The sequence below is a fragment of the Nocardioides massiliensis genome (genome assembly GCF_030811215.1).
In the GTDB taxonomy this organism is placed as follows: Bacteria; Actinomycetota; Actinomycetes; order Propionibacteriales; family Nocardioidaceae; genus Nocardioides_A; species Nocardioides_A massiliensis.
In genome coordinates, this window is sequence record NZ_JAUSQM010000001.1 from 1,193,316 (window position 1) to 1,219,543 (window position 26,228).

The following is a 26,228-nucleotide window of genomic DNA, read 5'->3' on the forward strand; positions in this document are numbered from 1 at the left end:
AGCTCTAGCCCAGCCCCACGCCGACCAGGGCACCGAGACCGTACGTCGCCGCCGCAGCGACACCGCCGAGCAGCGCCTGGCGCAGACCGCCGTACCACCAGCTGCGCACGGTCACCTGCGCGACGACCGCGCCACAGGCGAAGAGCGCGACAAGGGTCAGCGCCACGGCCAGCCAGAGCTCCGGGACCCCGAGGAGCCACGGCAGCAGCGGGATGGCTGCCCCGACGGCGAAGGACAGGAACGACGACACCGCTGCGACGGTGGGCGAGGCGAGGTCGTCGGGGGAGATGCCCAGCTCCTGGCGGGCGTGGACCGTGACCGCGATCTCGGGGTCGCGGTGGATCTGGTCGGCCACGCGGTCGGCCAGGTCGGTGTCGACCCCCATCACCTCCAGCCGTGCGGCGAGCTCGGCGACCTCCTCGGCGGGATGGCGCCGGATCTCCTCGCGCTCGCGGGCGATCTCGCGCTGCGCGGCCTCGGACTGGCTGGCGACGGAGGTGTATTCGCCGGCGGCCATCGACAGCGCCCCGGCGGACAGTCCGGCGAGCCCGGCGAGCAGCACGCTCTGCGACTGGTCGGCGCCGGCCGTGCTCGCTCCGGCGGCGACGCCGGCGATCAGCGCGACGTTGGAGACGAGGCCGTCCATCGCGCCGAACACCGCTGGCCGCAGCCAACCGCCAGCGACGTCGGGGTGCTCGTGACCGGCGACGTGCGGGAGGCCCGTGCTCATCGCGCGCCCCAGTTCGCCGCGCCGACGATGATCATCTGCAGCTGCCGGCGCGCCGTACGCATGATCTCCTGCTCCAGGTCGCGCCGGTTGTCGGGTGTGGCGAGCAGCTGCTCGACGGTGGCGACCATCGCGTGGACGATCAGGTTGGCGAGCACGTGCAGGTCGTCGCTGGACCAGGTGTCCATCGTGGGCAGCCGGGCGAGGTCGGTGGCGAGCTCGCGCTCGAACAGCTGCAGCTGGTGGCCGATCGCCTCGCGCACGGGGGTGAGGCCCCCGAACCGCTCCCGGGCGATGAACTGGAAGTGCGGACGCTGGGCGTGGACGTGCTCGACGAGCACCTCGACCGAGTTGCGCACGATCGCGTCGATCGCGGGGTCGCCCGCGCGGACGGCGCGGATCATCGCGCGCAGCGAGGCGAAGGACGCATCGACCAGCTCGAGCCCGAGCTGCTCGACCGACTCGAAGTGCCGGTAGAACGCGGTCGGCACGATCCCGACCTCGCGGGTGATGTGGCGCAGCGAGACCGCGGCGAGCGTGTGCTCGGCCGACAGCCGCAGCGCGGCGTCCAGGAGCGCCTGGCGGGTGCGTTCCTTGCGCTCGGCCCGGGTCAGGGGTCCCTCGACCTCCGCCCCAGCGCCTCGCACCATCTCCGACACGGCTCCCATCGTAGGACCCGGGTGGCCGCGTGGCGCCCACCACACCGGTGCACAGGCGTGCACCGATGTGGGCACGATCACCGGGCGGATGCCTTGACCCCTTCGGGGGTGGCGCGGCACCGTGGTGTGTACAGATGTTCACTGAACTCCCACCAGGAGGTGGCCCTTGGCTCCGACCCGCAGCCTCGCTCGCGCCGTCCTCGGCTCGCGCACCCTCGCCGCGCTGACCGCCCCGCACGGCGTCGACCGCTACCTCGAGCTCGTCAACCCGATGTGGGCCGCCCGCGAGGTGCGCGCCCGCGTCGTGTCGATCGAGCGGGAGACCCACACGCCCAACCCGGTCGCGACCGTCACCCTTCAGCCGACCTCGACCTGGGAGGGCCACCGGGCCGGCCAGCACGTGCAGGTCGGCCTGGAGCTGGATGGCGCGCGCCGCTACACCCGCGTCTTCACCATCTCCAGCGCCGCGTCCGGCCCCGGCGAGCGCTTCACCCTGACCATCCGCGCCAACGACGAGGGCACCGTGTCGTCGTACCTCGTCGAGAAGGCACGGCCCGGCCAGATCCTGCACCTGTCGCAGGCGCTCGGCGAGTTCGTCCTGCCCGACCCGCTGCCGTCGCGACTGGTCTTCCTGTCCGGCGGCTCGGGCATCACCCCGGTGATGGCGATGACCCGCACGCTCCTGCGCGACGGGTACGACGGCGCGATCACGTTCCTGCACTACGCCCAGACGCCTGCCCACCAGATCTACCGCGACGAGCTCGCCGCGCTCGGGGCGGCTGACAACGGCGTCGACGTCCACCTGGTCCACCCCGAGGCCGGCGGAGAGTTCTTCAGCCCCGCCGCGCTCGACCGGATCGCCCCGGACTGGCCCGACGTCGACACCTACGCCTGCGGCCCCGCCGGACTGATCGAGCAGGTCCAGGCGGCGTACGCCGGCACCGACCGGCTGCGCGTGGAGTACTTCAAGACCCCCGCGGTCGCCACCGGCGAGGCCGGTGGCACCGTCGCCTTCACCCGCGCCGGCGAGCAGGCCGCCAACTCCGGCGCGACCCTGCTCGAGCAGGCCGAGGCCGCCGGCCTGCGCCCGGAGTTCGGCTGCCGCATGGGCATCTGCTTCTCCTGCACCGCCCGCAAGAGCGAGGGCACCATCCGCAACGTCCTCACCGGCGAGGAGTCGTCCCTGCCCGACGAGGACGTCCGGATCTGTGTCTCCGCCCCCGTCGGCGACTGCGCCGTCGAGCTGTGAGCCCGGCCTCGCGCATGGCGGCAGTTTCGCTTGTCCTGAGTAGCCGAGGGACGAGGCATATCGAAGGGCCGCCCGACTAACGACACGCCCGCTCGTCGACCGAAACTCCCGCCCCGAACGCCCAGTTCCGTTCGACGAGCCATCCACACAGATCGCCCGATCAGAGGAGCGAACGATGACCGTCACCCCGATCAACCAGACCGGCTCCGGCACCCGCCCGAAGGCGGCCGCGTCCGAGAGCGCCATCGACCAGCAGCTCGACCCCACGACCGTCGCCGGCAAGTACGGCCTCAGCCCCGCCGACCTCGAGCGGTTCGGCGAGGAGATGGACACCATCCGCAAGCGGATCATCGCCGAGCTCGGCGAGGAGGACGCGGCGTACATCCGCAACGTGGTCAAGGCGCAGCGCGGCTTCGAGATCGCCGGTCGCGCGCTGTTCTACCTGCCCCCCGCCTGGCCGCTGGCGGTGGCCGCCCTGAGCGTCTCCAAGATCCTCGACAACATGGAGATCGGCCACAACGTCATGCACGGCCAGTACGACTGGATGGGCGACCCCGGCCTGAACTCGCGCATGTATGAGTGGGACAACGTCTGCCCCGGGGAGCAGTGGAAGTACTCCCACAACTACATCCACCACACGTTCACCAACATCCTCGGCAAGGACCGCGACATCGGGTACGGCGTCCTGCGGATGGACGAGGACCAGAAGTGGCGCCCGTACTACCTGGGCAACCCCGTCTACGCGTTCCTGCTGATGGTGTTCTTCGAGTGGGGTGTGGCGCTGCACGACCTCGAGGTCGAGAACATCGTCGCGGGCAAGCGCAGCATCGCGGACAACAAACCGCTCTACCCGGGGCTGCTGAGGAAGATCCGCCGTCAGGCACTCAAGGACTACGTGCTGTTCCCGGCGCTCACCGGTCCGCTGTTCGTCCCGACCCTGCTGGGCAACGCGACCGCCAACCTCGTGCGCAACATCTGGGCGTTCAACATCATCTTCTGCGGCCACTTCCCGGCCGGCGTCGAGACGTTCACCGAGGCCGAGAGCGAGGACGAGTCGCGCGGACACTGGTACTTCCGCCAGCTCCTGGGCTCGGCCAACATCACCGGCGGCAAGCTCTTCCACCTCATGACCGGCAACCTGTCGCACCAGATCGAGCACCACCTCTTCCCGGACCTGCCCGCCCGTCGCTACCCGCAGGTCGCCGCCGAGGTGCGGGAGATCTGCGAGCGCTACGGGCTGGACTACAACACCGGCCCCCTCGGCAAGCAGCTGTTCAGCGTCGCCAAGAAGATCTGCCGGCTCGCGCTGCCGGGCAAGCGTGACGAAGGTCCGGGTGCGCCGGACGCTGCGCGGGTCGATACTGCTGCCTGAGCCCGGTCGCCGGCTCCCCGCGAGTGATCAGGAGGGCAGCATGGTCAAGGACCACCTGAGCAAGGCCGAGATCCGCAAGGACGCCGTGCAGTCGACGGTGGAGGCCACGGCCTCCGCGGTCGGCGGCGTCACGACGATCATCACCGGCGCCGTGCGCGACATCGCACGCACGCTCGGCGGGTTCGCGACGGAGGTCTTCGAGATCCGCGACGCCGCACGCCGAGCCCAGGACGACCAGGCGGAGCCCGGTCAGCCGAGCTGATACTCCTGCTCCTCGGGGTACGGCGGCCACGCGGCCTCTTGCGTGACGCCGGTCGGGCGCCAGCCGAGGTGCTTGTAGAGCCCCCGCGCGCGGTGGTTCTCGGTCAGCACCCATAGCCGGGGGTGCGTCGTACCTGCTGCCGCCATCGCCGCGACCGCGACCTCGACGCAGCGCCGGCCCCAGCCCTCGCCCCAGTGGTCGGGGTGCACCACGAGGTGGCGCAGCGTCCCGAGGTCGTGGCAGACCGCGGCCACGCCGTCGCGCACGAGGGTGCGGGCGCCCGGCTCCTGCAGCACCAGCGTCCAGCGCGCCAGCACGTCGTCGGCCGGATAGGGGTAGCGGTCGGGCGGGAAGACGTGACCCAGCGAGGCGAGGTTGGCCGCGCGTTCGAGGTCGCGCAGCGCGACGGCGTCGGCAGGAGTGGCGTCGCGGAACACGTCTCCAGTCTCGTCGGAGGCCGTTCAGCCGGGCAAACGTGGCCGAAACTGGCCCTGATCGGGGATTCGCCCTCTTCGCCAGGCTGGTCGTGAGTCATTCACGATCAGCGAGGGAGTTGGCGGCTATGTCGATCAGTGCGGGGTTCACGACGGAGCAGATCCGTGAGTTCGTGCATCAGTACGAGATCCAGCCGCATGGGCAGAAGGCGATCTGGCTCAAGAGTCAGCGAGTTTCCTATGACCGCCTCCGACGATGGAGGTCAGCGGTGTTCGACGGGGATCTCGATCGTGGGCTGATCCCGCGAGATGGTGGCCTTGTGACCGTCCCTCCGGAGAAGCGCACCGGCATCGAGAAGCAGAGAGCCCGGGAGCGCGCAGCGCAGGAAGCAGAGCTCGCGCGGCTGAACGCGCGAGTGTGTGAACTGGAGCAGACGAACGAGGCGCTGGGAAAAGCTATCGGGCTCTTGCATCAGATGAGCGAGCAAGAGCCCGCCGTGAACCGGCCGACGACCGATCCGTCCGATTCCTCGACGCCGAGAACGACCTCGTCGGACAGCTGACGGCGATCATGGGGTCGCAGCGGCAGGCGCTCGAACTTGCAGGGGTCGCTCGATCGACGTGGCATTACCGGTCGAAACCGCGAGAGCAGGTCGCCGAACCGATACCGCACAAAGACCGGGCGTGCCCGTCTCGGGTCAGTGAGGCCGACCGCGCCCAGATCGCGCGCCGGATCATGGCCGGCTGGACGGCGGGACACTCGGTGGATCACTCGTTCGCGTCCGCGTGGGATGACGGGGTGATGCTCGCCTCCCGCCGCTCGTGGTGGCGGATCGCAGCGGACATCGAGGATCAGTCCGCCCGCCCGGTCGCGCCTACCCGGCGCGGCAGCAGCAGCCGGACGGCACGGGAGGCGCCGGTGCTGGAAGCGACTGGCCCTGGGCAGGTGTGGTCGTGGGACATCACCGACCTGCGCACCCCGTGGCGCGGTGTCGCATTCAAGGCGTACTCGATCATCGACATCTTCTCCCGCAAGCTCGTCGGCTGCCGCGTCGAGGAACGCGAGGTCGACGACCTCGCCGTCGAGATGTTCGAAGACGCGTTCGGCCAGCACGGGATCCCCGACGCGGTGCACGCCGACTCCGGGCCTGCAATGCGCTCCGGGGTATTGAAGGACCTTCTCCACAACCTCGGGGTCGCGCAGACCCACAATCGGCCGCGCGTGAGCAACGACAACCCGTTCTCCGAGTCGGAGTTCCGCACCATGAAGTACCGGCCGAACTACCCCGGCGTCTTCGCGACGATCGACGAGGCGCGCGCCTACGTCGACTGGTACGTGCCCTGGTACAACCAGAACCACAAGCACTCCGGGATCGCATTGTTCTCCCCGGATGAGGTCCACGACGGCACCTGGCGGCACGCCTGGGCACGACGCGAGCAGACCCAACAGGCGTATTACGAGAAGCACCCCGAACGATTCCGGCGGCAACCCCGCACACCCGCGCCATCGGAGGTCGTGGGTATCAACCTCCCGAAGGCAGAAGAACCGCAAACCGAACTGGAACGACTCCACGCAGCTTGACATCGCGCGTCGCGGCCCGTTTGCCCGGTGGAACGTTCGCTCAGACCAGCGGAACGAACCGGTAGGCACCGTGGGTGCGCACCTTTGGCCCCTCCGGCACCGCGTCGACCGTGTGCATCGTGCCGGCCACCGGGATCACCATCCGTCCCCCGGGTGCCAGTTGCGCGACGAGTTCCTCGGGGAGCTCGCGGGGCTCCGCCGAGACCAGGATCCGGTCGTACGGCGCCTCCTCGGGCCAGCCCAGCACGCCGGACGCGGCCTGCTCGATGCGGGCATCGACGCTTGCGCGAGCCAGGTTGCGGCAGCCGAAGTCGACCAGCTCGGGCACCACCTCGACGCCGATCACACGCGGACCGGGACCGACCAGGTGCTGCAGCAGCGCGGTGGTCCACCCGGACCCGCAACCGACATCGAGCACCCGCTGCCCGCGGCGTACGTCGAGCAGCTCGAGCATGGCCGCGACCGTGCGGGGCTGGGAGTTCGTCTGGCCGTGGCCGATCGGGAGCGGACCGTCGTGATCGGCTCGGTCGCGCGCGTCGTCGGGGAGGAAGTCAGCCCGCGCGATCGCGGCGAACGCCGCCTCGATGCTGGATGTCGACATCCGTCGAGTGAAGCAGCGACGTGCGCGCGAATCCATACCTCGCCCCACCTGCACCACTGGTCGAACGAAACCGGGCGTTCGGGGCGGCAGTTTCGTTCGACCCTTCGATACGCCTCGTCCCTCGGCTACTCAGGACAGGCAAGCGGGCGTGTCGTTAGTCGGGCGGTGAAACTGCCCGACCTCAAAAAAGTCAGGCTTGACTGTTTGTTGGCTGCCGACGGAGGATGGGGGCGTGGCGACCCCGACTCGCGTTCCCCAGGAGGAACGCACGCGCGCGATGCGGCTGCGGCTGCTCGAGGCGACGGTGGAGCTGCTGGTGGAGAAGGGGTACGGCGGGACGTCGACCACGCTGGTCAGCCAGCGCGCCGGGGTGAGCCGCGGGGCGCAGCTGCACCATTTCCCGACGAAGAACGACCTGGTGCTGGCGGCGGTCGTCCACCTCGCCGAGGTCCGTGGGGCGGAGGTGGCCCAGGCCGCCGGCGCGCTGCGCGGTGGCCAACGGCGTACGCGCGAGGTGCTGCAGGTGCTGGCCGATCACTTCACCGGTCCGGTCTTCGCGGCCGCGCTGGAGCTGTGGGTCGCGGCGCGCACCGACGAGACGCTGCGCGAGGCGGTCGGACCGCTGGAGGGCCACATCGGCCGTGAGGTCCACCGGCTGACCGTCGAGGCGCTCGGCATCGACGAGTCCCGGCCGGGCGCCCGCGAGCTCGTGCAGGGCACCCTCGACATGGTGCGCGGCCTCGGCCTGGCCAACACCCTCACCGACGACTCCGCCCGCCGGGCCCGCATCCTCGACGCCTGGGCCCGCGTCCTCGACGACCACCTGGAGGCACCGTGAGCGCGCTCGAGCAGGTCCTGACCGATCTGGTCGCCGAGGGCGACGAGCTGGCCGCTCACCTGGCCGGGCTCGGTGAGGAGCAGTGGCACCTCGACACCCCCGCCGAGGGCTGGACCGTGGCCCACCAGGTCGCCCACCTCGCCTGGACCGACCATGTCGCCGTGCTCGCCGCCGGTGCTGCCAGCGGCCCCGAGGCCAAGGAGGCCTGGGACGCCGTCGTACTGCAGGCGATCGAGGACCCGACCGGCTTCGTGGACGCCAGCGCCGCGGAGTGGGCGCAGGCCCCGCGCGAGGAGCTGATGGTGCGTTGGCAGGACGGCCGCGCGCGGCTCGTCGAGACGCTGCGCGCGCACCCCGCCGGCGAGAAGCTCCCGTGGTTCGGCCCGCCGATGAGCCCGACCTCGATGGGCAGCGCCCGGTTCATGGAGACCTGGGCCCACGCCCGCGATGTGTACGACGCCCTCGGACTGCTGGTCCGCCCGACCGACCGCATCCGCCACGTCGTCCACATCGGCGTCCGCACCCGCAACTTCGCCTACGCCGTCCACGAGCAGGAGCCGCCGGCCGAGGAGTTCCGCGTCGAGCTCGTCGCGCCCAACGGGGAGACCTGGACCTACGGGCCCGAGGACGCCGAGCAGCGCATCGTCGGGTCGGCGTACGACTTCTGCCTGCTCGTCACCCAGCGCCGCCACCGCAGCGAACTCGATCTGGTCGCCACCGGTGAGGACGCCGCGCACTGGATGACCATCGCCCAGGCGTTCGCTGGCCCGCCCGGTGGCGGACGCGCAGCCGGAGCCACCCCATGACCGCACCGCTGCGCATCGGCAACTGCTCGGGCTTCTACGGCGACCGGCTCTCCGCGATGGCCGAGCTGCTCGCGGGCAGCCCCGGCGTCGACGTGATCACCGGCGACTACCTCGCCGAGCTCACGATGCTCATCCTCGGCAAGGACCGCATGCGCGACGCGGACCTGGGCTACGCCCGCACCTTCGTCACCCAGGTCGAGCAGTCCCTGGGTACGGCGATGGAGCGCGGCGTCCGCATCGTCGCCAACGCCGGCGGCCTCAACCCCGCCGGACTCGCCGACAAGCTGCGGGAAGTGGCGCGGGGCCTGGGACTCGACCCCGTCATCTCCCACGTCGAGGGCGACGACCTGCTGCCCCGCGCAGCAGAGCTCGGCCTCGACGGCGCGCTCACCGCCAACGCCTATCTGGGCGGCTTCGGGATCGCCGCTGCGCTCGACGAGGGCGCCGACATCGTCGTCACCGGTCGGGTCACCGACGCCTCGCTGGTGGTCGGTCCCGCCGCCAGCCACTTCGGCTGGACCCCCGATGACCTCGACGCGCTCGCGGGCGCGGTCGTCGCCGGGCACGTCATCGAGTGCGGCACCCAGGCCACCGGCGGCAACTTCTCCGGCTTCCTGGCCCTGCCCCGCGACGCGCGCCAGCTGGGCTTCCCGGTCGCCGGGGTCCACGCCGACGGCAGCTGCGTCATCACCAAGCAGGACGACACTGCGGGTCTGGTCAGCGTCGACACCGTCACCGCGCAGCTGGTCTACGAGATCCAGACCGCCACCTACCTCAACCCCGACGTCAGCGTCGACCTCACCTCGCTGCGGCTGACCCAGGACGGGCCGGACCGCGTCCGGATCGCCGGCGTCCGCGGCGCCCCGCCCCCGGAGCAGCTCAAGGTCTGCGTCAACGAGCTCGGTGGGTGGCGCAACGCGGCGGAGCTCGTCCTCACCGGTCTCGACATCGACGCCAAGGCGCAGTGGGTGCAGGCCCAGGTCGAAGCGGCGTGGGGCGACGCTCGGCCGGCGGTCGTCGACTGGACCCTCGCCCGCACCGACACCCCCGACGCCGACACCCAGGAGACTGCGAGCGCTCGCCTGCGCTGCACCGTGCTCGACCCCTCGCCCGAGCCCGTGGGGAAGTCCTTCACCGGCGCCTGCGTCGCGCTGGCCCTCGGCTCCTACCCCGGCTTCACCCTCACCGGCCCGCCGGCCAAGCCCTCGCCGTACGGCGTCTACCGGGCGGCGTACGTCGACCGCGACACCGTCACCCACACCGTCGTCCACGGCGACGGTCGGCGGGAGGTCGTCGCGGATCCACATATCAGTCGGTCGAGCGAAGTCGAGACCGAGCCTCTTGGTCGGTCGAGCGAAGTCGAGACCACCGGTCCCACGATGCGCATCCCCCTCGGCACCTTCGTCCACGCCCGCTCCGGCGACAAGGGCGGCGACGCCAACGTCGGCCTGTGGGTCTCGCGCGCCGACGCGTCGAGCGAGGAGCAGTACGTCGCTCGGCACGCCTGGCTGCGTGAGGTCATCACGCCGGAGCAGGTACGCCGCCTGTTGCCCGAGGCCGAGTCGCTGGCGATCGAGGTCCATGACCTGCCCAACCTGGGCGCCGTCAACGTGCTCCTGCGCGGTCTGCTGGGCCAGGGGGTGGCGGCCTCGACCCGCTTCGACCCCCAGGCCAAAGCCGTCGGGGAGTGGCTGCGCGCCCGTCATGTCGACGTACCCGAGGAGCTTGTGTGAGCACCCAGTCCCACGCCGATTTCTGGAGCGACGAGCAGCGTGCGCTGCAGGAGTCGTCGCGCATCTTCGTCGAGCGGGAGATCCTCCCGCACCTGGCGCAGTGGGAGGACGACGGTGAGGTGCCGCGCGAGCTGCACCTGGCCGCAGCCAAGCAGGGTCTGCTCGGCGTCGGTTTCGCCGAGGAGGTCGGCGGTTCCGGTGGCGACGGGCTCGACATGCTCGCGCTGCAGGAGGCGTTCTTCGCGGCCGGCGCCAGCAGCGGCCTGATGTCGACGCTGTTCACCCACGGCATCGCGCTGCCGCATATCGCGGCCAGCGGCAACCCCGACCTGATCGACCGGTTCGTGCGCCCCACGCTGGCCGGCGAGAAGATCGGCGCGCTCGGCATCACCGAGCCCGACGGCGGCTCCGACGTCGCGGGCATCCGCACCCGCGCGGTCCGTGAGGGCGAGCACTACGTCGTCAACGGCGCGAAGACCTTCATCACCTCCGGGGTGCGCTCCGACTTCGTCACCTGCGCGGTGCGCACAGGCGGGGAGGGCCACGGCGGCATCTCACTGCTCGTGATCGAGAAGGGCACACCCGGCTTCAGCGTCAGCCAGCCGCTGCGCAAGATGGGCTGGCAGTGCTCCGACACCGCGGAGCTGACCTTCGACGACGTGCGGGTGCCGGTCGAGAACCTGGTCGGCGAGGAGAACACCGGCTTCTACCAGATCGCCGAGCAGTTCGTCAGCGAACGGATCGGGTTGGCCGTGCACGGCTACGGCATCGCCGACCGCGCGCTCGCGCTGACCGTGCAGTACGTCAAGGAGCGCGAGACCTTCGGCAAGCCGCTCAACACCCGCCAGGTGGTGCGCCACAGGTTGGTCGAGATGCGGCAGAAGGTCGAGCTCGCGCGGACCTACACCCGCGAGGTCGCCCGTCGCCATGCTGCCGGGGAGAACGTCATCGCCGAGGCCGTCCTCGCCAAGAACGCCGCCGTCGAGGCGAGCTCGTTCGTCGTCGACCAGGCCGTCCAGCTGCACGGCGGCATGGGCTACATGCGCGAGTCCGAGGTCGAGCGGCACTACCGCGACCAGCGGATCATCGGCATCGGCGGCGGCGCCACCGAGGTGCTCAACGACCTCGCCGTACGCCTGCTGGGATACGCCTGATGGGCCTGCTGCGGCCGCTCGGCGGCGAGGTGTCGGTACGGATGGCGGCGTCACCGGAGACGGTGTGGGACCTGGTCAGCGACGTCACGCGCATCGGCGAGTTCTCCCCCGAGACCTTCGAGGCGCGCTGGACGCGCGGCTCGACCGGCCCCGAGCTCGGCGCCACCTTCGCCGGTCACGTCAAGCGCAACGGCGTCGGCCCGACGTACTGGGTGCCGTGCACGGTGACGCGCTGTGAGCCGCAGCAGGTCTTCGAGTTCTCCGTCGGCACGTCGTCGATGACGGTCAACAACTGGGGCTACCGGCTCCGGCCCGACGGTGACGGCACGGTCGTGACGGAGTACTTCCGGCTCGAGCCGAGCCTGCCGATCCGCGCGTACTGGCTGCTGCTCGGCCGGCTGCGCGGACGCACCAACGAGCGCGGCATGCGTACGACGCTGGAGCGGATGCGGACGGTGGTGGAGGCATGAGCGACGTCATGAGCAACCGCGAGGCGATGCTCGCGAAGCTCGCGGAGCTGGACGCCGAGCACGCGAAGGCGGTTGCCGGAGGTGGCGAGAAGAGCGTCGCGCGTCACCGGGCCCGCGGCAAGCTGCTCCCGCGTGAGCGCATCGAGCTGCTGATCGACGAGGGCAGCGCGTTCCTCGAGCTCTCGCCACTGGCCGGGTGGGGCTCGGACTTCACCGTCGGCGCCAGCGTCGTCACCGGGATCGGTGTGGTCGAGGGCGTCCAATGCCTGATCGTCGCGCACGACCCGACCGTCAAGGGCGGGGCGAGCAACCCGTGGACGGTGAAGAAGATCTTCCGCGCCAACCAGATCGCGGAGGAGAACGACCTCCCGATGATCTCGCTGGTGGAGTCGGGCGGGGCGGACCTGCCGACCCAGAAGGAGATCTTCATCCCCGGCGGGCGGCTCTTCCGGGACCTCACCCGCGCCAGCGCCCGCAAGCAGCCGACGATCGCGCTGGTCTTCGGCAACTCCACCGCCGGCGGCGCCTACGTGCCGGGCATGAGCGACTACACCGTGATGGTGAAGGAGCAGGCGAAGGTCTTCCTCGGCGGACCGCCGCTGGTGAAGATGGCCACCGGCGAGGAGGCGGATGACGAGTCGCTCGGCGGCGCCGAGATGCACGCACGCACCTCCGGCCTGGCCGACTACCTCGCCGTCGACGAGCACGACGCCATCCGGATCGGGCGACGGATCGTGGCGCGACTGAATCGCCCCTCCCGTCGGTCGAGCTCGTCGAGACCCCTCGACCACCAAGGGGCCTACGCCGAACCCGACGCCGACCCCGACGAGCTGCTCGACCTGATCCCGAGCGACCTCAAGGAGCCGTTCGACCCGCGCGAGGTGATCGCGCGGATCTGTGACGGGGTGAGCCCGGCCAACCGGGTCGCCTTCGACGAGTTCAAGCCGCTCTACGGCTCGAGCCTGGTCACCGGGTGGGCGCAGCTGCACGGCCACCCGATCGGCATCCTCGCCAACGCCCAGGGGGTGCTGTTCAGCGAGGAGGCGCAGAAGGCCACGCAGTTCATCCAGCTGGCCAACCAGAGCGACACCCCGCTGCTCTTCCTGCACAACACCACCGGCTACATGGTCGGGCGCGAGTACGAGCAGGGCGGGATCATCAAGCACGGCTCGCAGATGATCAACGCCGTCTCCAACTCACGCGTCCCGCACCTGACGGTGATCATGGGCGCGTCGTACGGCGCGGGGAACTACGGCATGAACGGACGCGCCTACGACCCGCGGTTCCTCTTCACCTGGCCCAGCGCGAAGTCCGCTGTCATGGGCCCGGCGCAGCTCGCCGGCGTCCTGTCCATCGTCGCCCGCGCAGCGGCCGAGGCGAAGGGGACGGCGTACGACGAGGAGGGCGACGCGCAGATGCGCGCCTTCATCGAGGCGTCGGTCGAGGAGCAGTCGCTGCCGTTCTTCTTGTCCGGGATGCTCTACGACGACGGGGTCATCGATCCGCGCGACACCCGCACCGTGCTGGGCATCTGCCTGTCCGTCATCGCCCAGACCGCCATCGAGGGCACCGACCGATTCGGGGTGTTCCGCACGTGATCAAGCGAGCCACGATCAGCACGCTGCTCGTCGCCAACCGCGGCGAGATCGCCAGCCGGGTCTTCGCCACCTGCCGGCGCCTCGGGATCCGCACCGTCGCCGTCCACTCCGACGCCGACGCGGGTCTGCCGTTCGTCGCCGAGGCCGACCTCGCCGTCCGCCTGCCCGGCAACAGCCCCGCCGAGACCTACCTGCGCGCCGACCTGGTGCTCGACGCCGCACGGCGTACCGGTGCGGACGCCATCCATCCGGGCTACGGGTTCCTGTCGGAGAACGCCGACTTCGCCCGCGCCGTCATCGACGCCGGGCTGACCTGGGTCGGTCCGGCGCCTGCGTCGATCGAGCAGATGGGCTCGAAGATCGCCGCCAAGCAGCTCATGAACGCTGCCGGGGTCCCGTGCCTCGACGACCTCGACCCGAGCGCCCTCAGCGACGCCGACCTGCCCGTGCTGGTGAAGACCAGCGCGGGCGGAGGCGGGCGGGGTATGCGCGTGGTCCGTGACCTCGAGTCCCTGTCAACCGCGGTCGATTCCGCGCGGGACGAGGCGGCATCGGCGTTCGGTGACGGAGCGGTCTTCGTGGAGCCGTATGTCGAACGCGGCCGGCACGTCGAGGTGCAGGTCGTCGGGACCGCTGACGGCGTACTGGTCCTCGGGGACCGGGACTGCTCGTTGCAGCGCCGTCACCAGAAGGTGGTCGAGGAGGCGCCTGCCCCGGGGATCCGCGACGAGGTGCGCACCGCCCTGCACGAGGCCGCGCGCGCAGCCGCCGCGGCGATCGACTACCGCGGCGCCGGCACCGTCGAGTTCCTGTACGACGCCGCGACCGAACGCTTCTACTTCCTGGAGATGAACACCCGCCTGCAGGTCGAGCACCCGGTCACCGAGGCGGTCTTCGGCATCGACCTGGTCGAGGCGCAGCTGGCAGTGGCCGAGGGGCGTCCGGTGGTCGCGCGCGCATCTTCGTCGGTCGAGCCTGTCGAGACCAACGGCCACGCCGTCGAGGTCCGGCTCTACGCCGAGGACCCGGCACACGACTACCAGCCGCAGAGCGGTCGCCTCGACACCTTCGAGGTGCCCGACGTCGACGTTCGCTTCGGCCCCCTCGCCGCCCCGGGCCTCCGGCTGGACGCCGGCTTCGGCTCCGGCGACGAGGTCGGCACGCATTACGACGCGATGCTGGCGAAGCTGATCAGCTGGGCGCCCACCCGCGAGCAGGCCGTCCGCCGGCTCCACGGAGCGCTCCGGCGTGCCCGCATCCACGGTGTCGTCACCAACCGCGACCAGCTGCTCGCGGTGCTCGAGGACGACCGGTTCCTCGCCGGTGAGGTCAGCACGGCGTTCCTCGCCGAACCCGCCGCTGCCCGTTCCCAGCCGCCGTACGCCGCAGCGCTGGCCGCGTACGCGGTCGCGGTCACCCGCACCGAGCTGCAGGCCGCTCGCCGGTGCACGCAGCCGCGCATCCCGGCCGGGTGGCGCAACGTGCTGTCCGCTCCGCACCGGCTGGTGCTGGACGCGGGCGAGGTCACCTGGCACGGACCGGGAGCCGGCCGTCCGGCGTACACCCTGCTGAGCGTCGCGATCGAGGGCAGCGAGGACCCAGGTGTGGTCGAGGTCCTCACGGCACGCGTCGAAGCCGCCACGGCTACCGTCGCGCTGGTGCACGACGGCATCACCCACACCTACGTCGTCGCCGAGTCGCTCGCCCCCGACGGGGACGGCGCGCGCTACGACGTGGACGGACCGCACGGTCACCACGCCTTCGTCGTCGGTCCCCGCTTCACCGACCCCGCCGACCAGGTCGCGGCCGGCTCCCTGCTGGCACCCATGCCGGGCAGCGTGGTGCGCGTCGCGGTCGAGGCCGGACAGGAGGTCCGTGCCGGTGACCCCGTGCTGGTCCTCGAGGCCATGAAGATGCAGCACACCGTGTCCGCCCCCACCGACGGCGTCGTCAGCCAGCTCCCGGTCAGCGCCGGGCAGCAGGTCGCCGCCGGTGACGTCCTCGCCGTCGTCGAGGCCGTCGAAGTCGATCCCACCCACGAGGAGCCCGCATGAGCCTGTTCACCGAGTCCGAGGAGCGCACCGAGCTGCGCAAGGCGGTCCGCGCCTTCGCGAAGTCGTGGGGTCAGGACTACTTCACCGGCAAGGCGCGCGCCGGGGAGAAGACCACCGATCTGTGGCTCGCGCTCGGCAAGAACGGCTACCTCGGTGTGAACCTGCCCGAGGAGTACGGCGGCGGTGGGGGTGGCCTCGGCGACGTTGCCGCGGTCTGCGAGGAGCTGGCCGCGCAGGGATGCCCGATGCTGCTGATGGTCGTGTCGCCGGCGATCTGCGGCACCGTGATCGCCCGCTTCGGCACCGAGGAGCAGAAGCAGCGCTGGCTGCCCGGCATCGCCGACGGCACCGAGACGATGGCGTTCGCCATCACCGAGCCCGACGCCGGGTCCAACTCCCACCGGATCACCACCACCGCGCGCCGCGACGGCACCGACTGGATCCTCAAGGGCCGCAAGATCTACATCTCCGGCGTCGACGAGTCCACGCACGTGCTGGTCGTCGCGCGCACCGAGGACCACAAGACCGGCAACCTCAAACCCTGCCTGTTCGTCGTCCCCACCGACGCGCCGGGCTTCGAGTACCAGCCGATCCCCATGGAGCTGGTCAGCCCCGAGCAGCAGTTCACCGTCTTCATCGACGACGTGCGGCTGCCCGCCGACGCGCTCGTCGGTGACGAGGACGCCGGCATCATCCAGCTCTTCGCCGGTCTGAACCCCGAGCGGATCATGGCCGCCTCCTTCGCCACCGGCGTCGCGCGGCTCGCGCTGGAGAAGGCCACGGCCTACGCCAAGGAGCGCAGCGTCTTCCGTGACACCCCGATCGGCGCCCACCAGGCGATCGCCCACCCCCTCGCGCAGGCCCACATCGAGATCGAGATGGCGCGACTGATGACCCAGAAGGCCGCCGCGCTCCTCGACGCCGGCGACGACATGGGTGCTGGCGAGGCGGCCAACATGGCGAAGTACGCCTCCGCCGAGGCCGCCTGCAACGCCGTCGACCGCGCCGTCCAGACCCTCGGCGGCAACGGCGTCACCCAGGAGTACGGCGTCGCCGCCCTCCTCGTCGCCACCCGCGTCATGCGCATCGCCCCGGTCAGCAAGGAGATGATCCTGAACTTCGTCGCGATGCACTCGTTGGGACTGCCGAAGTCCTACTGAGCGGACGCGTGTGACATCGCGCAGGTTCTGACCGCTCGAGAACCTGCGAGACGTCACATCACTGACGTGTTTGCCTGAACCGCTGCGAGACCTGCGACATCCGGCACCGATCAGCGCCTCCTGTCGGTGTCAGATGTCGCAAGTCCGCAGAGCGGTCTGGCCAGCAACCGCCACCCCACGAGTCCGACGCCGAGGAACCCGGTCGCGACCAGCACGAAGCTGAACGCCGTACCGTCGCCGCTCAGCTGGCGCAGCACCATCCCGACGACCAGCGTGCACACCCACACCAGCAGCCCGGCGCGCCAGGTCGCGGAGCCGCGGATAGCGAGGTGGGCCAGGAGCAGTCCGATGAGGAACGGCCACGCGGTGTCGCCGATGCCCGTCAGCCCACCGCCCTCCTCGTGCGAGCGCCGGCCGAGCACGGCGAAGACGAGCACGACCACGGCATCGAGGACCACGACGAGGAGACGGTGCACCCGTCCAGTGTCCCGGTGCGGGAGGATCGGCGCATGACCGCACTGGTGCAGTACGACGTCGAGGGGCCGCTCGCCCGGATCACCTTGGACTCCCCGCACAATCGCAACGCCCTGTCGCGTCAGCTCGTGACCGAGCTGCTCGCCGCGCTCGAGCGGGCCGGGGACGATGACGGCGTTCGCGTGGTGCAGCTGGGCGCGACCGGGTCCGTGTTCTGCTCCGGCGCCGACCTGTCGGAGGCGTCGAGCGTGCCGATGGAGGAGGGGGCGCGCGGGATCGTCGAGGTGCAGCGCCGCATCCTGGCCCTGCCCAAGCCGGTGGTGACCCGGTTGCAGGGGGCGGTGCGCGCGGGCGGCACGGGGATCGTCGCTGCCAGCGACGTCGTCGTCGCGGCAGAGCGCGCGACGTTCGCCCTCACCGAGGTGAAGCTCGGCCTGGCCCCGGCCGTCATCTCGCTGACGGTCCTGCCGCGGATGACCTCCCGCGCCGCTGCGCTCACCTGTCTCGGCGGCGAGGTGTTCGACGCCCACGCCGCCCGCGACTACGGCCTGGTCACCACCGTCGTACCGACCGATGAGCTCGACGCCGCGGTCGCCGCGCAGGTGGCGAGCCTCGCGACCGGAGCGCCCCAGGGCCTGCGGGAGACCAAGGCGCTGTTGACCCGCGACCTGCTGGCCGGCATCGACCAGCACGCCGAGACCGTCATCGCGCAGAGCGCGCGGCTGTTCGGCTCGCCCGAGGCGCGCGAGGCCATGGCGGCGTTCCTCTCGCGCGCCAAGGGCTGAGCCGAACGGACGAGGATCAGCCGACGGCGATCTTCTTGGTCAGGCCGTTGACCTTCTTGCCGTGCGCGCCGTCGATGCGCGTGTGGCTCATCGTGCCGGTGGTGGCGGTGGACGAGACCCGCACCCAGGCGGGGTTCTTCAGGCACTTGCGGGGGATCCGGATCGTGCGGACGGCCTTCTTCGCGTTGTCCTTGACTGCGACCTTGCAGGCGACCTTCTTCTCCTTGCTGTTGACGAGGATCGACGTCACCTGGTCGTCGCCATTGATGGAGGTCTTGCTCCACTGGTAGGCGAAGGTCTGCTTCGGCGTCTTGATGCCCAGCGTGCTGATCTGCACGATCTTCTCGCCGGCGAGGCTGCGGAACTTCGTCTGGACGACGAGCTGCTTGCGGGTGTGGGCGACCTTGGTCTTGAGGATGTCGTGGTCCTTGAGCGCCTTGTCCATCGGCGCATTGCGCATCTTCTTCGGGTCGATGGCGTCGGACAGGGTGGCGACACGGACGTCGCCCGCACCGTCCTTGATCGTCACGCTCGCGGCGTTGGCCGGCAGGGCGGCGAGTAGCAGCGTGGCGGGCAGGGCGAGTGCAGCGATCGACGTGGTGAAGGTACGCACCGAGATCTCCTCCAGATGAGGCGCCGAGGCGCCGTGAATTGTCGAGGGAAGAGGACGGGCACCTGATCAAATGACGTGGACGCGACGCGAGAAACGGACGGGTGGCTTCACCCGGACCTTCGTGGAGGGTGTCGACATCCGGACGATCCGGGTTGACCCACGCCCGCCTGCCCGCGATCGATAGAGTTGTCTGCTCGCAGTTTTGCCGAGCGTCAGCAGCAAGCGGAGTCAGGGGACCAGTGACCGAGCAGAACCAGGGCGACGAGGACCTCTACGCGCGCGAGGTCGCCGCCGAGCAGCGCTTCGTCGACCGGGTCCAGACCCGCCTCGAGGCCGCCGCGCGCAGCGCCCAGGAGCTCGCGCAGGAGGGTCACAACCGGGCTCGACTCGGCCACGAGGGTGGGCTCGTCGAGCGTGACGCGATGGTCTTCCAGGCGGCCAAACGGCTCGCGACGCTCGACGCCGCGCACGAGGGCCTGGTCTTCGGGCGCCTCGACCTCGACCCCGAGCTGGACCCCGAACCCCGCTACATCGGCCGGCTCGGCCTGCGCGACGAGGCCCGCGACACCCTGCTCATCGACTGGCGTGCCCCCGCCGCGTCGGTATTCTACCAGGCCACGGCCGCGACCCCCCAGGGCGTCGTACGCCGACGGGTCCTGCGCAGCACCGGCACCACGGTCATCGGGGTGGAGGACGAGCTGCTCGACGACTCGGTCGAGACCGACCTGCCGATCCTCGGCGAGGGCGCGCTCATGGCGCAGCTGTCCCGGGCCCGCGACCGGTCGATGCATTCCATCGTCGCCACCATCCAGGCCGAGCAGGACGAGGCGATCCGCGCGCCGCTCAAGGGCGTCGTCACCATCTCCGGCGGACCCGGCACCGGCAAGACGGTCGTCGCGCTGCACCGCGCGGCGTACCTCCTCTTCACCGACCGCCGCCGCTACGAGACCGGCGGGGTGCTGATCGTCGGCCCCTCCGGCGTCTTCATGCGCTACATCGAGCGCGTGCTGCCCTCCCTCGGCGAGACCGCCGTGGCGTTGCGCTCGCTCGGCGAGGTCGTCGACGGGTTGCGCGCCGAGCGCCGCGACGAGCCGGCCGTCGCCGACGTCAAGGGTTCGGCGCGGATGGCCGAGCTGATGCGCCGCCTCGCCCGCCAGGCCGTCCCGGGCGCGCCGCGCCACTTCCGGATGTTCTACCGCGATGACGTCCTGCAGCTCAGCGGCAAGGAGCTCGGCGCGGTCCGCCGCCAATTGCTGTCGAAGGGCCGTCGCAACCGGCAGATCAACCAGGTGCCGCGGGCCCTTGCGGACGCGCTGTGGCGCCAGGTGCGCAGCGAGCGCGGTCGTGAGCGTGGGTACGGCGAGTTCGTCGACGACCTGCTCTCCGACGACGCGTTCGTCGAGTTCGCCCTGGCCTGGTGGCCGGCGGTCGACGGCCCGACGGTGCTGGGCTGGCTGCGCGACCCCGAGGTGCGCGCCCGCGTGGCCGAGGGCATCCTGAGCGCCGACGAGCAGGCGCTCCTGACGAAGTCGTGGTCCGAGGTGCGCGCCACCCACTGGTCGGTCGAGGACGTCGCGCTCATCGACGAGCTCCGGTACGCCGTGGGGGACCTGCCCACGGTGGTCGAGCACGGAGAGCGGTCGCTGATCGGCACGCGCGGTGACGAGGACGAGGCGCCGACCCGCGAGGAGGTCACGACCGTGTCCGACCGCGAGCTGGCGGGTCGTCCGGGGTGGTCTCCGCCGCAGCACAAGATCGAGGACGACGGCTACGCCCACGTCCTGATCGACGAGGCGCAGGACCTGACCCCGATGCAGTGGCGGATGGTCGGGCGCCGCGGCCGGCGCGCCACCTGGACGATCGTGGGAGACCCGGCGCAGTCGTCGTGGCCCGAGCCGCGCGAGGCACAGGCCGCCCGCGACGCCGCGCTGGAGGGCAAGCCGATCCACGCCTTCCACCTGTCGAAGAACTACCGCAACTCCTCGGAGATCTACGAGTTCGCCGCCGCCTACGCCGACCGCGTCGGCCTCGACGCCGACCTGCCCGAGGCGGTGCGCTCGACCGGCGTGCACCCCGAGGAGCGCACCGTCGACGACCTCGCCGACGGCGTGCGCGCCGCGGTCGGTGAGCTCGCCGCGGAGGTCGCCGGCACCGTCGGGATCGTGGTCCCGCACGCGCGCCGCCGTCAGGTCCAGGAGTGGCTCGAGAGCTGGCCCGAGCACGCCGACGACGCCGCGGGCGGGGCGAACGCTCGCATCCCGGTGCTCGTCGGGTTGGAGACCAAGGGCCTGGAGTTCGACGCGATCGTCGTAGTCGAGCCCGACGAGATCGAGACCGAGTCGAGCACCGGCCGCGCGACGCTCTACGTCGTCTACACCCGCGCCACCCAGCGAATGGTCGCGGTGCGCGAGGGCTGACCCTCAGCGGTCAGTCCGGGTCGCGGTCGTAGACCAGCCCCCGCTCGGTGACCCGGGCGCCGTCGGCGGGCCGGTGCGGCGTGAGCCTCCCGTCGTGCCCGAGGTGGTCGACACCCACGTCGTGCACCAGCACGGCGACGTCGCTGATCAGCCGTCGGTGGCAGCGCCACCACAGCGACTCGCTGCACATCACCGCGGTCGCCGCCGGGCGCTTGCGCACCTGCACCAGCAGCTCGGCCATCGCCTCGCCGAACTCGTCTGAGCGGGTGTGGGCGGCGTACGCGCGGAACGCCTCGACCCGCCACCACCGGTCGACCTCCTGCTCCTCGGCTGCCACGCGCCGCCGACCCCCCAGCCGCTGCTCCCAGCGGTAGTCCACGCCGGCCGCCGGCAGCGTCTGCTCGAGCGCGTCGCGCGCCACCGTCGGGTTGCGCCGACTGCCCGGGAACCGGCGTACGTCGACGACGTACCCGACGTCGGCGGTGGTGAGCAGTGCGGCGAGCTCGTCGCCGTCGGCCGTCCCATGACCGAACGTCACGAGCCGTCCGCGGATCGCCCGGGTCTGGCGGGGTCGGTCGGAGGGGGCCACCTCCGGGACCGTTGCCGGATCCCCTTCCCAAAAAACATTGATCACTCTATGTTTAGCCGCCTACGAGTTAGAGGAGGACACGGATGGACCTCGCAGGCAAGGTCGCAGTGGTCACGGGGACGAGTCGTGGCGTCGGGGTCGGGATCGCGCGCGAGCTGTTGCGTGCCGGCGCGACCGTCGTCGGCTGCTCGCGCAGCGAGCTGCCGGGACTCCCCGCCGCCGACGGCGACCCCGCATGGCAGGAGCGCTCGGCGCAGTGGGTGTGCGACCAGGGCGACGTGGCCAGCATCGAGGCGTTCGTGACGCGGGTGGTGGAGACCTACGGGCGCATCGACATCCTGGTCAACAACGCCGGTGGCACCGTCCCCTCGCCCACGCCGGAGGACGTGCCCGAGCTGGTGCAGAAGATCCAGGGCTCCCCGCGCAGCGACGACGCCTTCACCCGCAGCGCGCTCTTCCACGCCTACGCCGTGCAGATGAACCTCATCAGCCCGCTGTGGTTCTCCCTGCGCGCCGCCCGGCAGATGCTGACGCAGGACGGCACCGCGTCGATCATCAACATCTCCAGCGGCGCCGGGCACCCGGTCGGGTCGCCGACGCTGGTGTCGTACGGCGCCGCCAAGTCGGGCCTCAACCACCTCACCCGCTCGCTGGCGATCGAGTGGGGGCCCAAGATCCGGGTCAACTGCTTGGCGCTCGGACCCACGAGCACCGACAACTTCAACAGCTTCGTCCTCGGCGACCACGACCCGACCGACTACTTCCGCGACGTCCCGCTCAAGCGTGCCGGCGAGCCGGAGGAGGTGGGCCGCACGTGCGTCTACCTCAGCAGCGGCAAGGCCGACTTCATCAACGGCACCACGATCGAGATGGACGGCGGGATGCTCCAGGGCGTGCTCTATGACGCCGGCCTGAAGACCATCACCGACCTGCTCTGAAGGAGCGCCCCGTGACCCAGACCCCGTCCCAGCCCCTGCGCGTCGTCCAGTTCTCCACCGGCCACGTCGGTGAGCACTCGTTGCGCCACATCATCGAGAGCCCGCACCTCGAGCTCGTCGGGCTGCACGCCAGCAATCCGACCAAGATCGGCCGTGACGCCGCTGAGCTCTGCGGTCTGGACGCACCCACCGGCGTCGTCGCCACCGACGACCGCGACGCGCTGGTGGCCCTCGGCGCCGACTGCGTGCTCTACACCGCCCAGGGCGAGACCCGCCCACGCGAGGTCCTCGAGGACCTGACCGCCTTCCTGGCCGCCGGCACCAACGTCGTCTCGACCGCGCTGATCTGGCTCATCCACCCCGCCCACGGCGAGGCCTGGCTGCGCGAGCCGCTCGAGGCCGCCTGCCGCGAGGGCGGCGCCACCATGCTCGTCACCGGCATCGACCCCGGCTTCTCCGGTGACGTCCTGCCCCTGGCCGCGATGCGGCTCTCCCAGCGGGTCGACAAGGTCACCGTGCAGGAGATCTTCGACTACGCGACGTACGACGACGCGGAGTTCACCGGCGTCACCTTCGGGTTCGGCCAGCACGCCGACGCCGAACCGCCCGTGCTCTTCTGGCCCGGCGTGCTGGCCTCGACGTGGGGCGGACTGGTGCACGGCCTCGCCGACGCGCTCGGCGTGGAGGTCGAGGAGCTGCGCGAGTCCCACGACACCTGGGTCACCCCCGAGCGCATCGACTGCGCGATGATGACCGTCGAGCCCGGCCACGTCGCCGCGATCCGGTTCGGCGTCGAGGGCCTCGTCGGAGGCGAGCCGGTCATCGTCATGGAGCACGTCAACCGGCTCACCGAGGCCGCCGCGCCCGACTGGCCCTACCCGCCGGCCGGCCACCCCGGCGTCCATCGCGTCCTGGTCGAGGGCCGCCCCGGCATCGAGGTCAACGTCCACCTCGAGCCCGGTGGCGACACCAACCTCGGCGGGATCGTGGCCACCGCGGCGACCGCGGTCAACGCCGTACCCGCCGTCTGCGCCGCCGCCCCCGGCCTGATCGGCCAGCAGGACCTCCCGCTCGCCCAGGCGCAGGGCCTGATGCGGGGCCCGATGCGAGGCTGAGCCCCGTGCCGACCCCTCGTCGTACGCCGCAACCGCGCCAGGCCCGCGCGACCCGCACCCGACAGCGGATCATCGACGAGACCGCACGCTGCGTCGTCGAGGAGGGGTACGCCGCCGCGACGACGCCGCGGATCCTCGAGCGGGCCGGGGCGACCTGGGGCGTCGTGCAGTACCACTTCGCCAACCGGGAGGGCCTGCTCGTCGCGGTCGTCGAGGCCGGCACCGACCAGCTCGTCGCCGGGCTCGCCGAGGTCGGCCCCGCCGACCCCGGCGATGCGGACCAGGTCCGGCGCGTCGTCGACGCCGCCTGGGAGGCGTTCGCCCACCCGCTGTCGGTCGCATCCTTCGAGATCCTCATCGCCACCCGCGGCATGCGCAGCAGCGGCGCCGACCTCGGCGAGCACTGGCGCCGCCTCGAGGAACTCGGTGCCGGGCTCTTCGCTGCTCCCGAGTCGGTCCGGCTGGCCCGCCTCGTCTGGGCGACGCTGCGCGGTCTCGTGATGGTGCAGATGCTGGTGCCCGAGCCGCTGGACCCCTCGCGCGAGCTCGCCACGCTGACGTCGCTGATCACCGCGCACGTCGCCGCCCACCGGGACGCCGCGGGCGCGGAGGCGAGGGGTCACTAGGCTCTCGTCCATGACCGAGGCCGTGGACCGTGCTCGTGCTGGGATCGAGGCGATCCAGGGGCACGCGGCGTGGGCGATCATCCGTCGCTCCACGCGCATCGGCGGCAAGGACACCGTCGGCCTGCTCGGCGGTCGGCGCTGGGTGGCCGAGTCGATCATGGACATCCCGCTCGAAGAGGGCGTGCCCGCCGCCGACCGGCAGTGCGACCGGCTCGTCGCGGTGCCGTTCCGCCAGGTCGCCGAGCGCGGCTTCGAGGCCCACGACGACGGCACGCCGCTGGTGGTCGTGGACGTCGACACCGAGATCGAGTGCACCGTCGCCGACGTGCTCGCGGCGCTGCCGGATGAGCCGATCGAGTTCACCGACCGTGGCGGGTTCGAGGTCGACGACGAGGCGTACGGCGAGCTGGTGCGCGCGATCATCGACGACGAGATCGGCCAAGGGCAGGGCGCCAACCTGGTCGTGGGTCGCCACTACCGCGCCGTCGTCGCCGGCTGGGACGCGCAGACCGCGCTGAGCGTCTACCGCCGCCTGCTCGAGCGGGAGCGTGGCGCCTACTGGACCTACCTGTTCTTCACCGGCGACCGCTACCTGATCGGTGCCTCGCCCGAGCGGCACGTCAGCGTCCACGGCGGCGACGTGCGGATGAACCCGATCAGCGGCACGTTCCGGATCCCCCGGGGGGTCTCGACAAGCTCGACCAACCAGGGGCGCTCGACCAACCAGGGGAGCGGTCTGCGGCGCGACCTTCTCGCGTTCCTGAAGGACGAGAAGGAGATCTACGAGCTCTTCATGGTGGTCGACGAGGAGCTGAAGATGATGTGCGACCTGTGCCAGGAGGGTGGCCAGGTGCTCGGCCCGTTCCTCAAGCCGATGACGCACCTCATCCACACCGAGTACCTCCTCGCCGGGCGCACCGACCGCGACGTGCGCGAGGTCCTGCGCGACACGATGTATGCCGCCACGGTCACCGGCTCGCCCGTGGAGAACGCCTGCCGGCTGATCAAGAAGTACGAGCCGGTCGGGCGGGGCTACTACGGCGCGGCGCTGGCGATCTTCGGCCGCGACGACGAGGGCCAACCGGTCGTCGACAGCCCCATCGTCATCCGCACTGCCGACGTGTCGCCCGACGGCACGCTGACCGTGACCGCCGGTGCCACCCTCGTGCGCGACTCCGACCCGGCGTACGAGACCGCGGAGACGCACGCCAAGGCCGGCGGCATCCTCAGCGCGTTCGGCCTCGTGCCGCCCGCTCCGGTGCCGGCCGTCGACATGCTCGAGCTGGTCAACGACGAGGACGTCCTGCTCACGCTCAACAGCCGCAACCGCCGGCTGTCAGGGTTCTGGCTCACCGACCAGGGCGACGCCACGCCCGACCCGATCCTCAAGGACCGCGAGGTCGTGATCCTCGACGGCGAGGACGACTTCGTCAACATGCTGCGCCACCTGCTGGCCGTGATGGGCATGCGCTCGCGGGTCGTGCGCCACGAGGACTGGACGCCGGACTCCTTCACCGGTGCCGACCTCGTCATCGTCGGCCCCGGCCCCGGCGACCCGCGCGACGGTGACCACCCGAAGATCACGGCGTTCCGGGCCGCGACCGAGCAGCTGCTCGCCGGCGATCAGCCGTTCCTGTCGGTGTGCCTGGGCCACCAGGTGCTCAGCGACCGGCTGGGTCTGGAGCTGGCCTACAAGGACATCGTCTTCCAGGGCACGCAGTCGAAGGTCGACCTGTTCGGCCGCCAGGAGGCGGTCGGGTTCTACAACACCTTCGTCGCGCGGGTGCCCGACCCGACGGCCGAGGGTGCGGTGCCGGACGGGGTCCAGGTCGCCATCGACACTGCGAGCGGTGACGTCCACCTCGTGCGCGGCCCGCACTACCGCGGCATCCAGTTCCACGCCGAGTCGATCCTCACGGAGCGCGGCTACGACCTCGTCCACGACCTGGTCGTGGAGCTGCTCGGCTGAGTT

Annotated in this window: 26 protein-coding genes; 19 read left to right on the plus strand and 7 right to left on the minus strand. The window is 71.2% G+C overall.

The annotated features are described in order from the left end of the window. Positions 1-4: 4 nt before the first annotated feature. A complete protein-coding gene (locus J2S59_RS06030) occupies positions 5-730 on the minus strand; it encodes a VIT1/CCC1 transporter family protein (RefSeq protein WP_068120352.1) in 726 nt (241 codons plus the stop codon). After that, a complete protein-coding gene (locus J2S59_RS06035; RefSeq protein WP_068120358.1) occupies positions 727-1,377 on the minus strand; it encodes a TetR family transcriptional regulator in 651 nt (216 codons plus the stop codon). The genes J2S59_RS06030 and J2S59_RS06035 overlap by 4 nt, the downstream gene beginning before the upstream one ends. Positions 1,378-1,552: 175 nt before the next feature. On the opposite strand from J2S59_RS06035, the gene J2S59_RS06040 reads away from it, so the two are divergent. From J2S59_RS06040 to J2S59_RS06050, 3 genes are all read left to right on the plus strand, one after another. Continuing rightward, a complete protein-coding gene (locus J2S59_RS06040; RefSeq protein ID WP_068120350.1) occupies positions 1,553-2,635 on the plus strand; it encodes a ferredoxin reductase in 1,083 nt (360 codons plus the stop codon). Positions 2,636-2,810: 175 nt separating this feature from the next. Then, entirely contained in the window at positions 2,811-4,007 is a 1,197-nt protein-coding gene (locus tag J2S59_RS06045; protein WP_181641884.1) for a fatty acid desaturase family protein, read from the plus strand. Positions 4,008-4,047: 40 nt separating this feature from the next. Continuing rightward, positions 4,048-4,269 (plus strand): hypothetical protein, encoded by a 222-nt coding sequence (locus J2S59_RS06050; protein WP_068120349.1) that lies wholly within the window; start codon positions 4,048-4,050, stop codon positions 4,267-4,269. Here J2S59_RS06050 and J2S59_RS06055 read toward each other — a convergent pair. After that, complete coding sequence (locus tag J2S59_RS06055; protein WP_068120347.1) at positions 4,257-4,706, minus strand: GNAT family N-acetyltransferase; 450 nt, start codon at positions 4,704-4,706, stop codon at positions 4,257-4,259. The genes J2S59_RS06050 and J2S59_RS06055 overlap by 13 nt on opposite strands. Before the next feature lie 125 nt (positions 4,707-4,831). Between J2S59_RS06055 and J2S59_RS06060 the strand changes: the two genes are divergently transcribed. Next, positions 4,832-5,266, plus strand: a complete 435-nt coding sequence (locus J2S59_RS06060; protein ID WP_068124549.1) for a hypothetical protein — start codon at positions 4,832-4,834, stop codon at positions 5,264-5,266. 200 nt (positions 5,267-5,466) lie between these two features. Continuing rightward, positions 5,467-6,285 (plus strand): DDE-type integrase/transposase/recombinase, encoded by an 819-nt coding sequence (locus tag J2S59_RS06065; RefSeq protein WP_306824765.1) that lies wholly within the window; start codon positions 5,467-5,469, stop codon positions 6,283-6,285. A 40-nt stretch (positions 6,286-6,325) separates the two neighbouring features. Here J2S59_RS06065 and J2S59_RS06070 read toward each other — a convergent pair whose 3' ends face one another. Then, entirely contained in the window at positions 6,326-6,886 is a 561-nt protein-coding gene (locus J2S59_RS06070) for a protein-L-isoaspartate O-methyltransferase family protein (RefSeq protein ID WP_068121540.1), read from the minus strand. 277 nt (positions 6,887-7,163) lie between these two features. On the opposite strand from J2S59_RS06070, the gene J2S59_RS06075 reads away from it, so the two are divergent. Genes J2S59_RS06075 through J2S59_RS06110 form a run of 8 tightly spaced genes read left to right on the plus strand, consistent with a single transcriptional unit; the run spans position 7,164 to position 16,699 of the window. After that, positions 7,164-7,724 (plus strand): TetR/AcrR family transcriptional regulator, encoded by a 561-nt coding sequence (locus J2S59_RS06075; protein WP_068121536.1) that lies wholly within the window; start codon positions 7,164-7,166, stop codon positions 7,722-7,724. After that, entirely contained in the window at positions 7,721-8,530 is an 810-nt protein-coding gene (locus tag J2S59_RS06080) for a TIGR03084 family metal-binding protein (protein WP_306824917.1), read from the plus strand. Before J2S59_RS06075 ends, J2S59_RS06080 begins: the two co-directional genes overlap by 4 nt. Next, positions 8,527-10,263: an acyclic terpene utilization AtuA family protein gene (locus J2S59_RS06085; RefSeq protein WP_306824918.1), complete on the plus strand. Its 1,737-nt coding sequence runs from the start codon at positions 8,527-8,529 to the stop codon at positions 10,261-10,263. The genes J2S59_RS06080 and J2S59_RS06085 overlap by 4 nt, the downstream gene beginning before the upstream one ends. Before the next feature lie 44 nt (positions 10,264-10,307). Further along, entirely contained in the window at positions 10,308-11,417 is a 1,110-nt protein-coding gene (locus J2S59_RS06090; RefSeq protein ID WP_370871536.1) for an acyl-CoA dehydrogenase family protein, read from the plus strand. Continuing rightward, entirely contained in the window at positions 11,417-11,887 is a 471-nt protein-coding gene (locus J2S59_RS06095) for an SRPBCC family protein (RefSeq protein ID WP_068122527.1), read from the plus strand. Before J2S59_RS06090 ends, J2S59_RS06095 begins: the two co-directional genes overlap by 1 nt. Continuing rightward, positions 11,884-13,485 (plus strand): acyl-CoA carboxylase subunit beta, encoded by a 1,602-nt coding sequence (locus J2S59_RS06100; protein WP_068122534.1) that lies wholly within the window; start codon positions 11,884-11,886, stop codon positions 13,483-13,485. Before J2S59_RS06095 ends, J2S59_RS06100 begins: the two co-directional genes overlap by 4 nt. Further along, entirely contained in the window at positions 13,482-15,539 is a 2,058-nt protein-coding gene (locus J2S59_RS06105; protein ID WP_246360465.1) for an ATP-binding protein, read from the plus strand. Before J2S59_RS06100 ends, J2S59_RS06105 begins: the two co-directional genes overlap by 4 nt. After that, positions 15,536-16,699 (plus strand): acyl-CoA dehydrogenase family protein, encoded by a 1,164-nt coding sequence (locus tag J2S59_RS06110; RefSeq protein ID WP_068122537.1) that lies wholly within the window; start codon positions 15,536-15,538, stop codon positions 16,697-16,699. Before J2S59_RS06105 ends, J2S59_RS06110 begins: the two co-directional genes overlap by 4 nt. A gap of 110 nt (positions 16,700-16,809) precedes the next feature. Here the strand turns inward: J2S59_RS06110 and J2S59_RS06115 are convergent, their stop codons facing one another. Then, entirely contained in the window at positions 16,810-17,175 is a 366-nt protein-coding gene (locus J2S59_RS06115) for a DUF3054 domain-containing protein (RefSeq protein ID WP_068122542.1), read from the minus strand. A 33-nt stretch (positions 17,176-17,208) separates the two neighbouring features. Here J2S59_RS06115 and J2S59_RS06120 point away from each other — a divergent pair, with 33 nt between their 5' ends. Beyond that, on the plus strand, positions 17,209-17,958 hold the full coding sequence (locus tag J2S59_RS06120) for an enoyl-CoA hydratase family protein (protein ID WP_068122544.1): 750 nt from the start codon (positions 17,209-17,211) through the stop codon (positions 17,956-17,958). Between the two features lie 16 nt (positions 17,959-17,974). Here the strand turns inward: J2S59_RS06120 and J2S59_RS06125 are convergent, their stop codons facing one another. After that, a complete protein-coding gene (locus tag J2S59_RS06125; RefSeq protein ID WP_068122549.1) occupies positions 17,975-18,571 on the minus strand; it encodes a hypothetical protein in 597 nt (198 codons plus the stop codon). 239 nt (positions 18,572-18,810) lie between these two features. Here J2S59_RS06125 and J2S59_RS06130 point away from each other — a divergent pair, with 239 nt between their 5' ends. Next, a complete protein-coding gene (locus tag J2S59_RS06130) occupies positions 18,811-20,988 on the plus strand; it encodes a HelD family protein (protein ID WP_068122551.1) in 2,178 nt (725 codons plus the stop codon). Between the two features lie 10 nt (positions 20,989-20,998). Here the strand turns inward: J2S59_RS06130 and J2S59_RS06135 are convergent, their stop codons facing one another. After that, positions 20,999-21,577 carry a DUF488 domain-containing protein gene (locus tag J2S59_RS06135; RefSeq protein WP_246360467.1) on the minus strand — a complete coding sequence of 193 codons (579 nt, stop codon included), beginning with the start codon at positions 21,575-21,577 and terminating at the stop codon, positions 20,999-21,001. Between the two features lie 83 nt (positions 21,578-21,660). Between J2S59_RS06135 and J2S59_RS06140 the strand changes: the two genes are divergently transcribed. From J2S59_RS06140 to J2S59_RS06155, 4 genes are read left to right on the plus strand one after another with little or no spacing between them, the layout of a single operon-like run. Next, positions 21,661-22,515, plus strand: a complete 855-nt coding sequence (locus tag J2S59_RS06140) for an SDR family NAD(P)-dependent oxidoreductase (protein WP_068122554.1) — start codon at positions 21,661-21,663, stop codon at positions 22,513-22,515. Positions 22,516-22,526: 11 nt separating this feature from the next. After that, positions 22,527-23,630 (plus strand): NAD(P)H-dependent amine dehydrogenase family protein, encoded by a 1,104-nt coding sequence (locus tag J2S59_RS06145; RefSeq protein ID WP_220138535.1) that lies wholly within the window; start codon positions 22,527-22,529, stop codon positions 23,628-23,630. A gap of 5 nt (positions 23,631-23,635) precedes the next feature. Next, positions 23,636-24,256, plus strand: coding sequence for a TetR/AcrR family transcriptional regulator (locus J2S59_RS06150; RefSeq protein WP_068122557.1), 621 nt, complete (start codon positions 23,636-23,638; stop codon positions 24,254-24,256). A 10-nt stretch (positions 24,257-24,266) separates the two neighbouring features. After that, positions 24,267-26,225, plus strand: a complete 1,959-nt coding sequence (locus J2S59_RS06155) for an anthranilate synthase family protein (RefSeq protein WP_306824919.1) — start codon at positions 24,267-24,269, stop codon at positions 26,223-26,225. Positions 26,226-26,228: the final 3 nt, after the last annotated feature.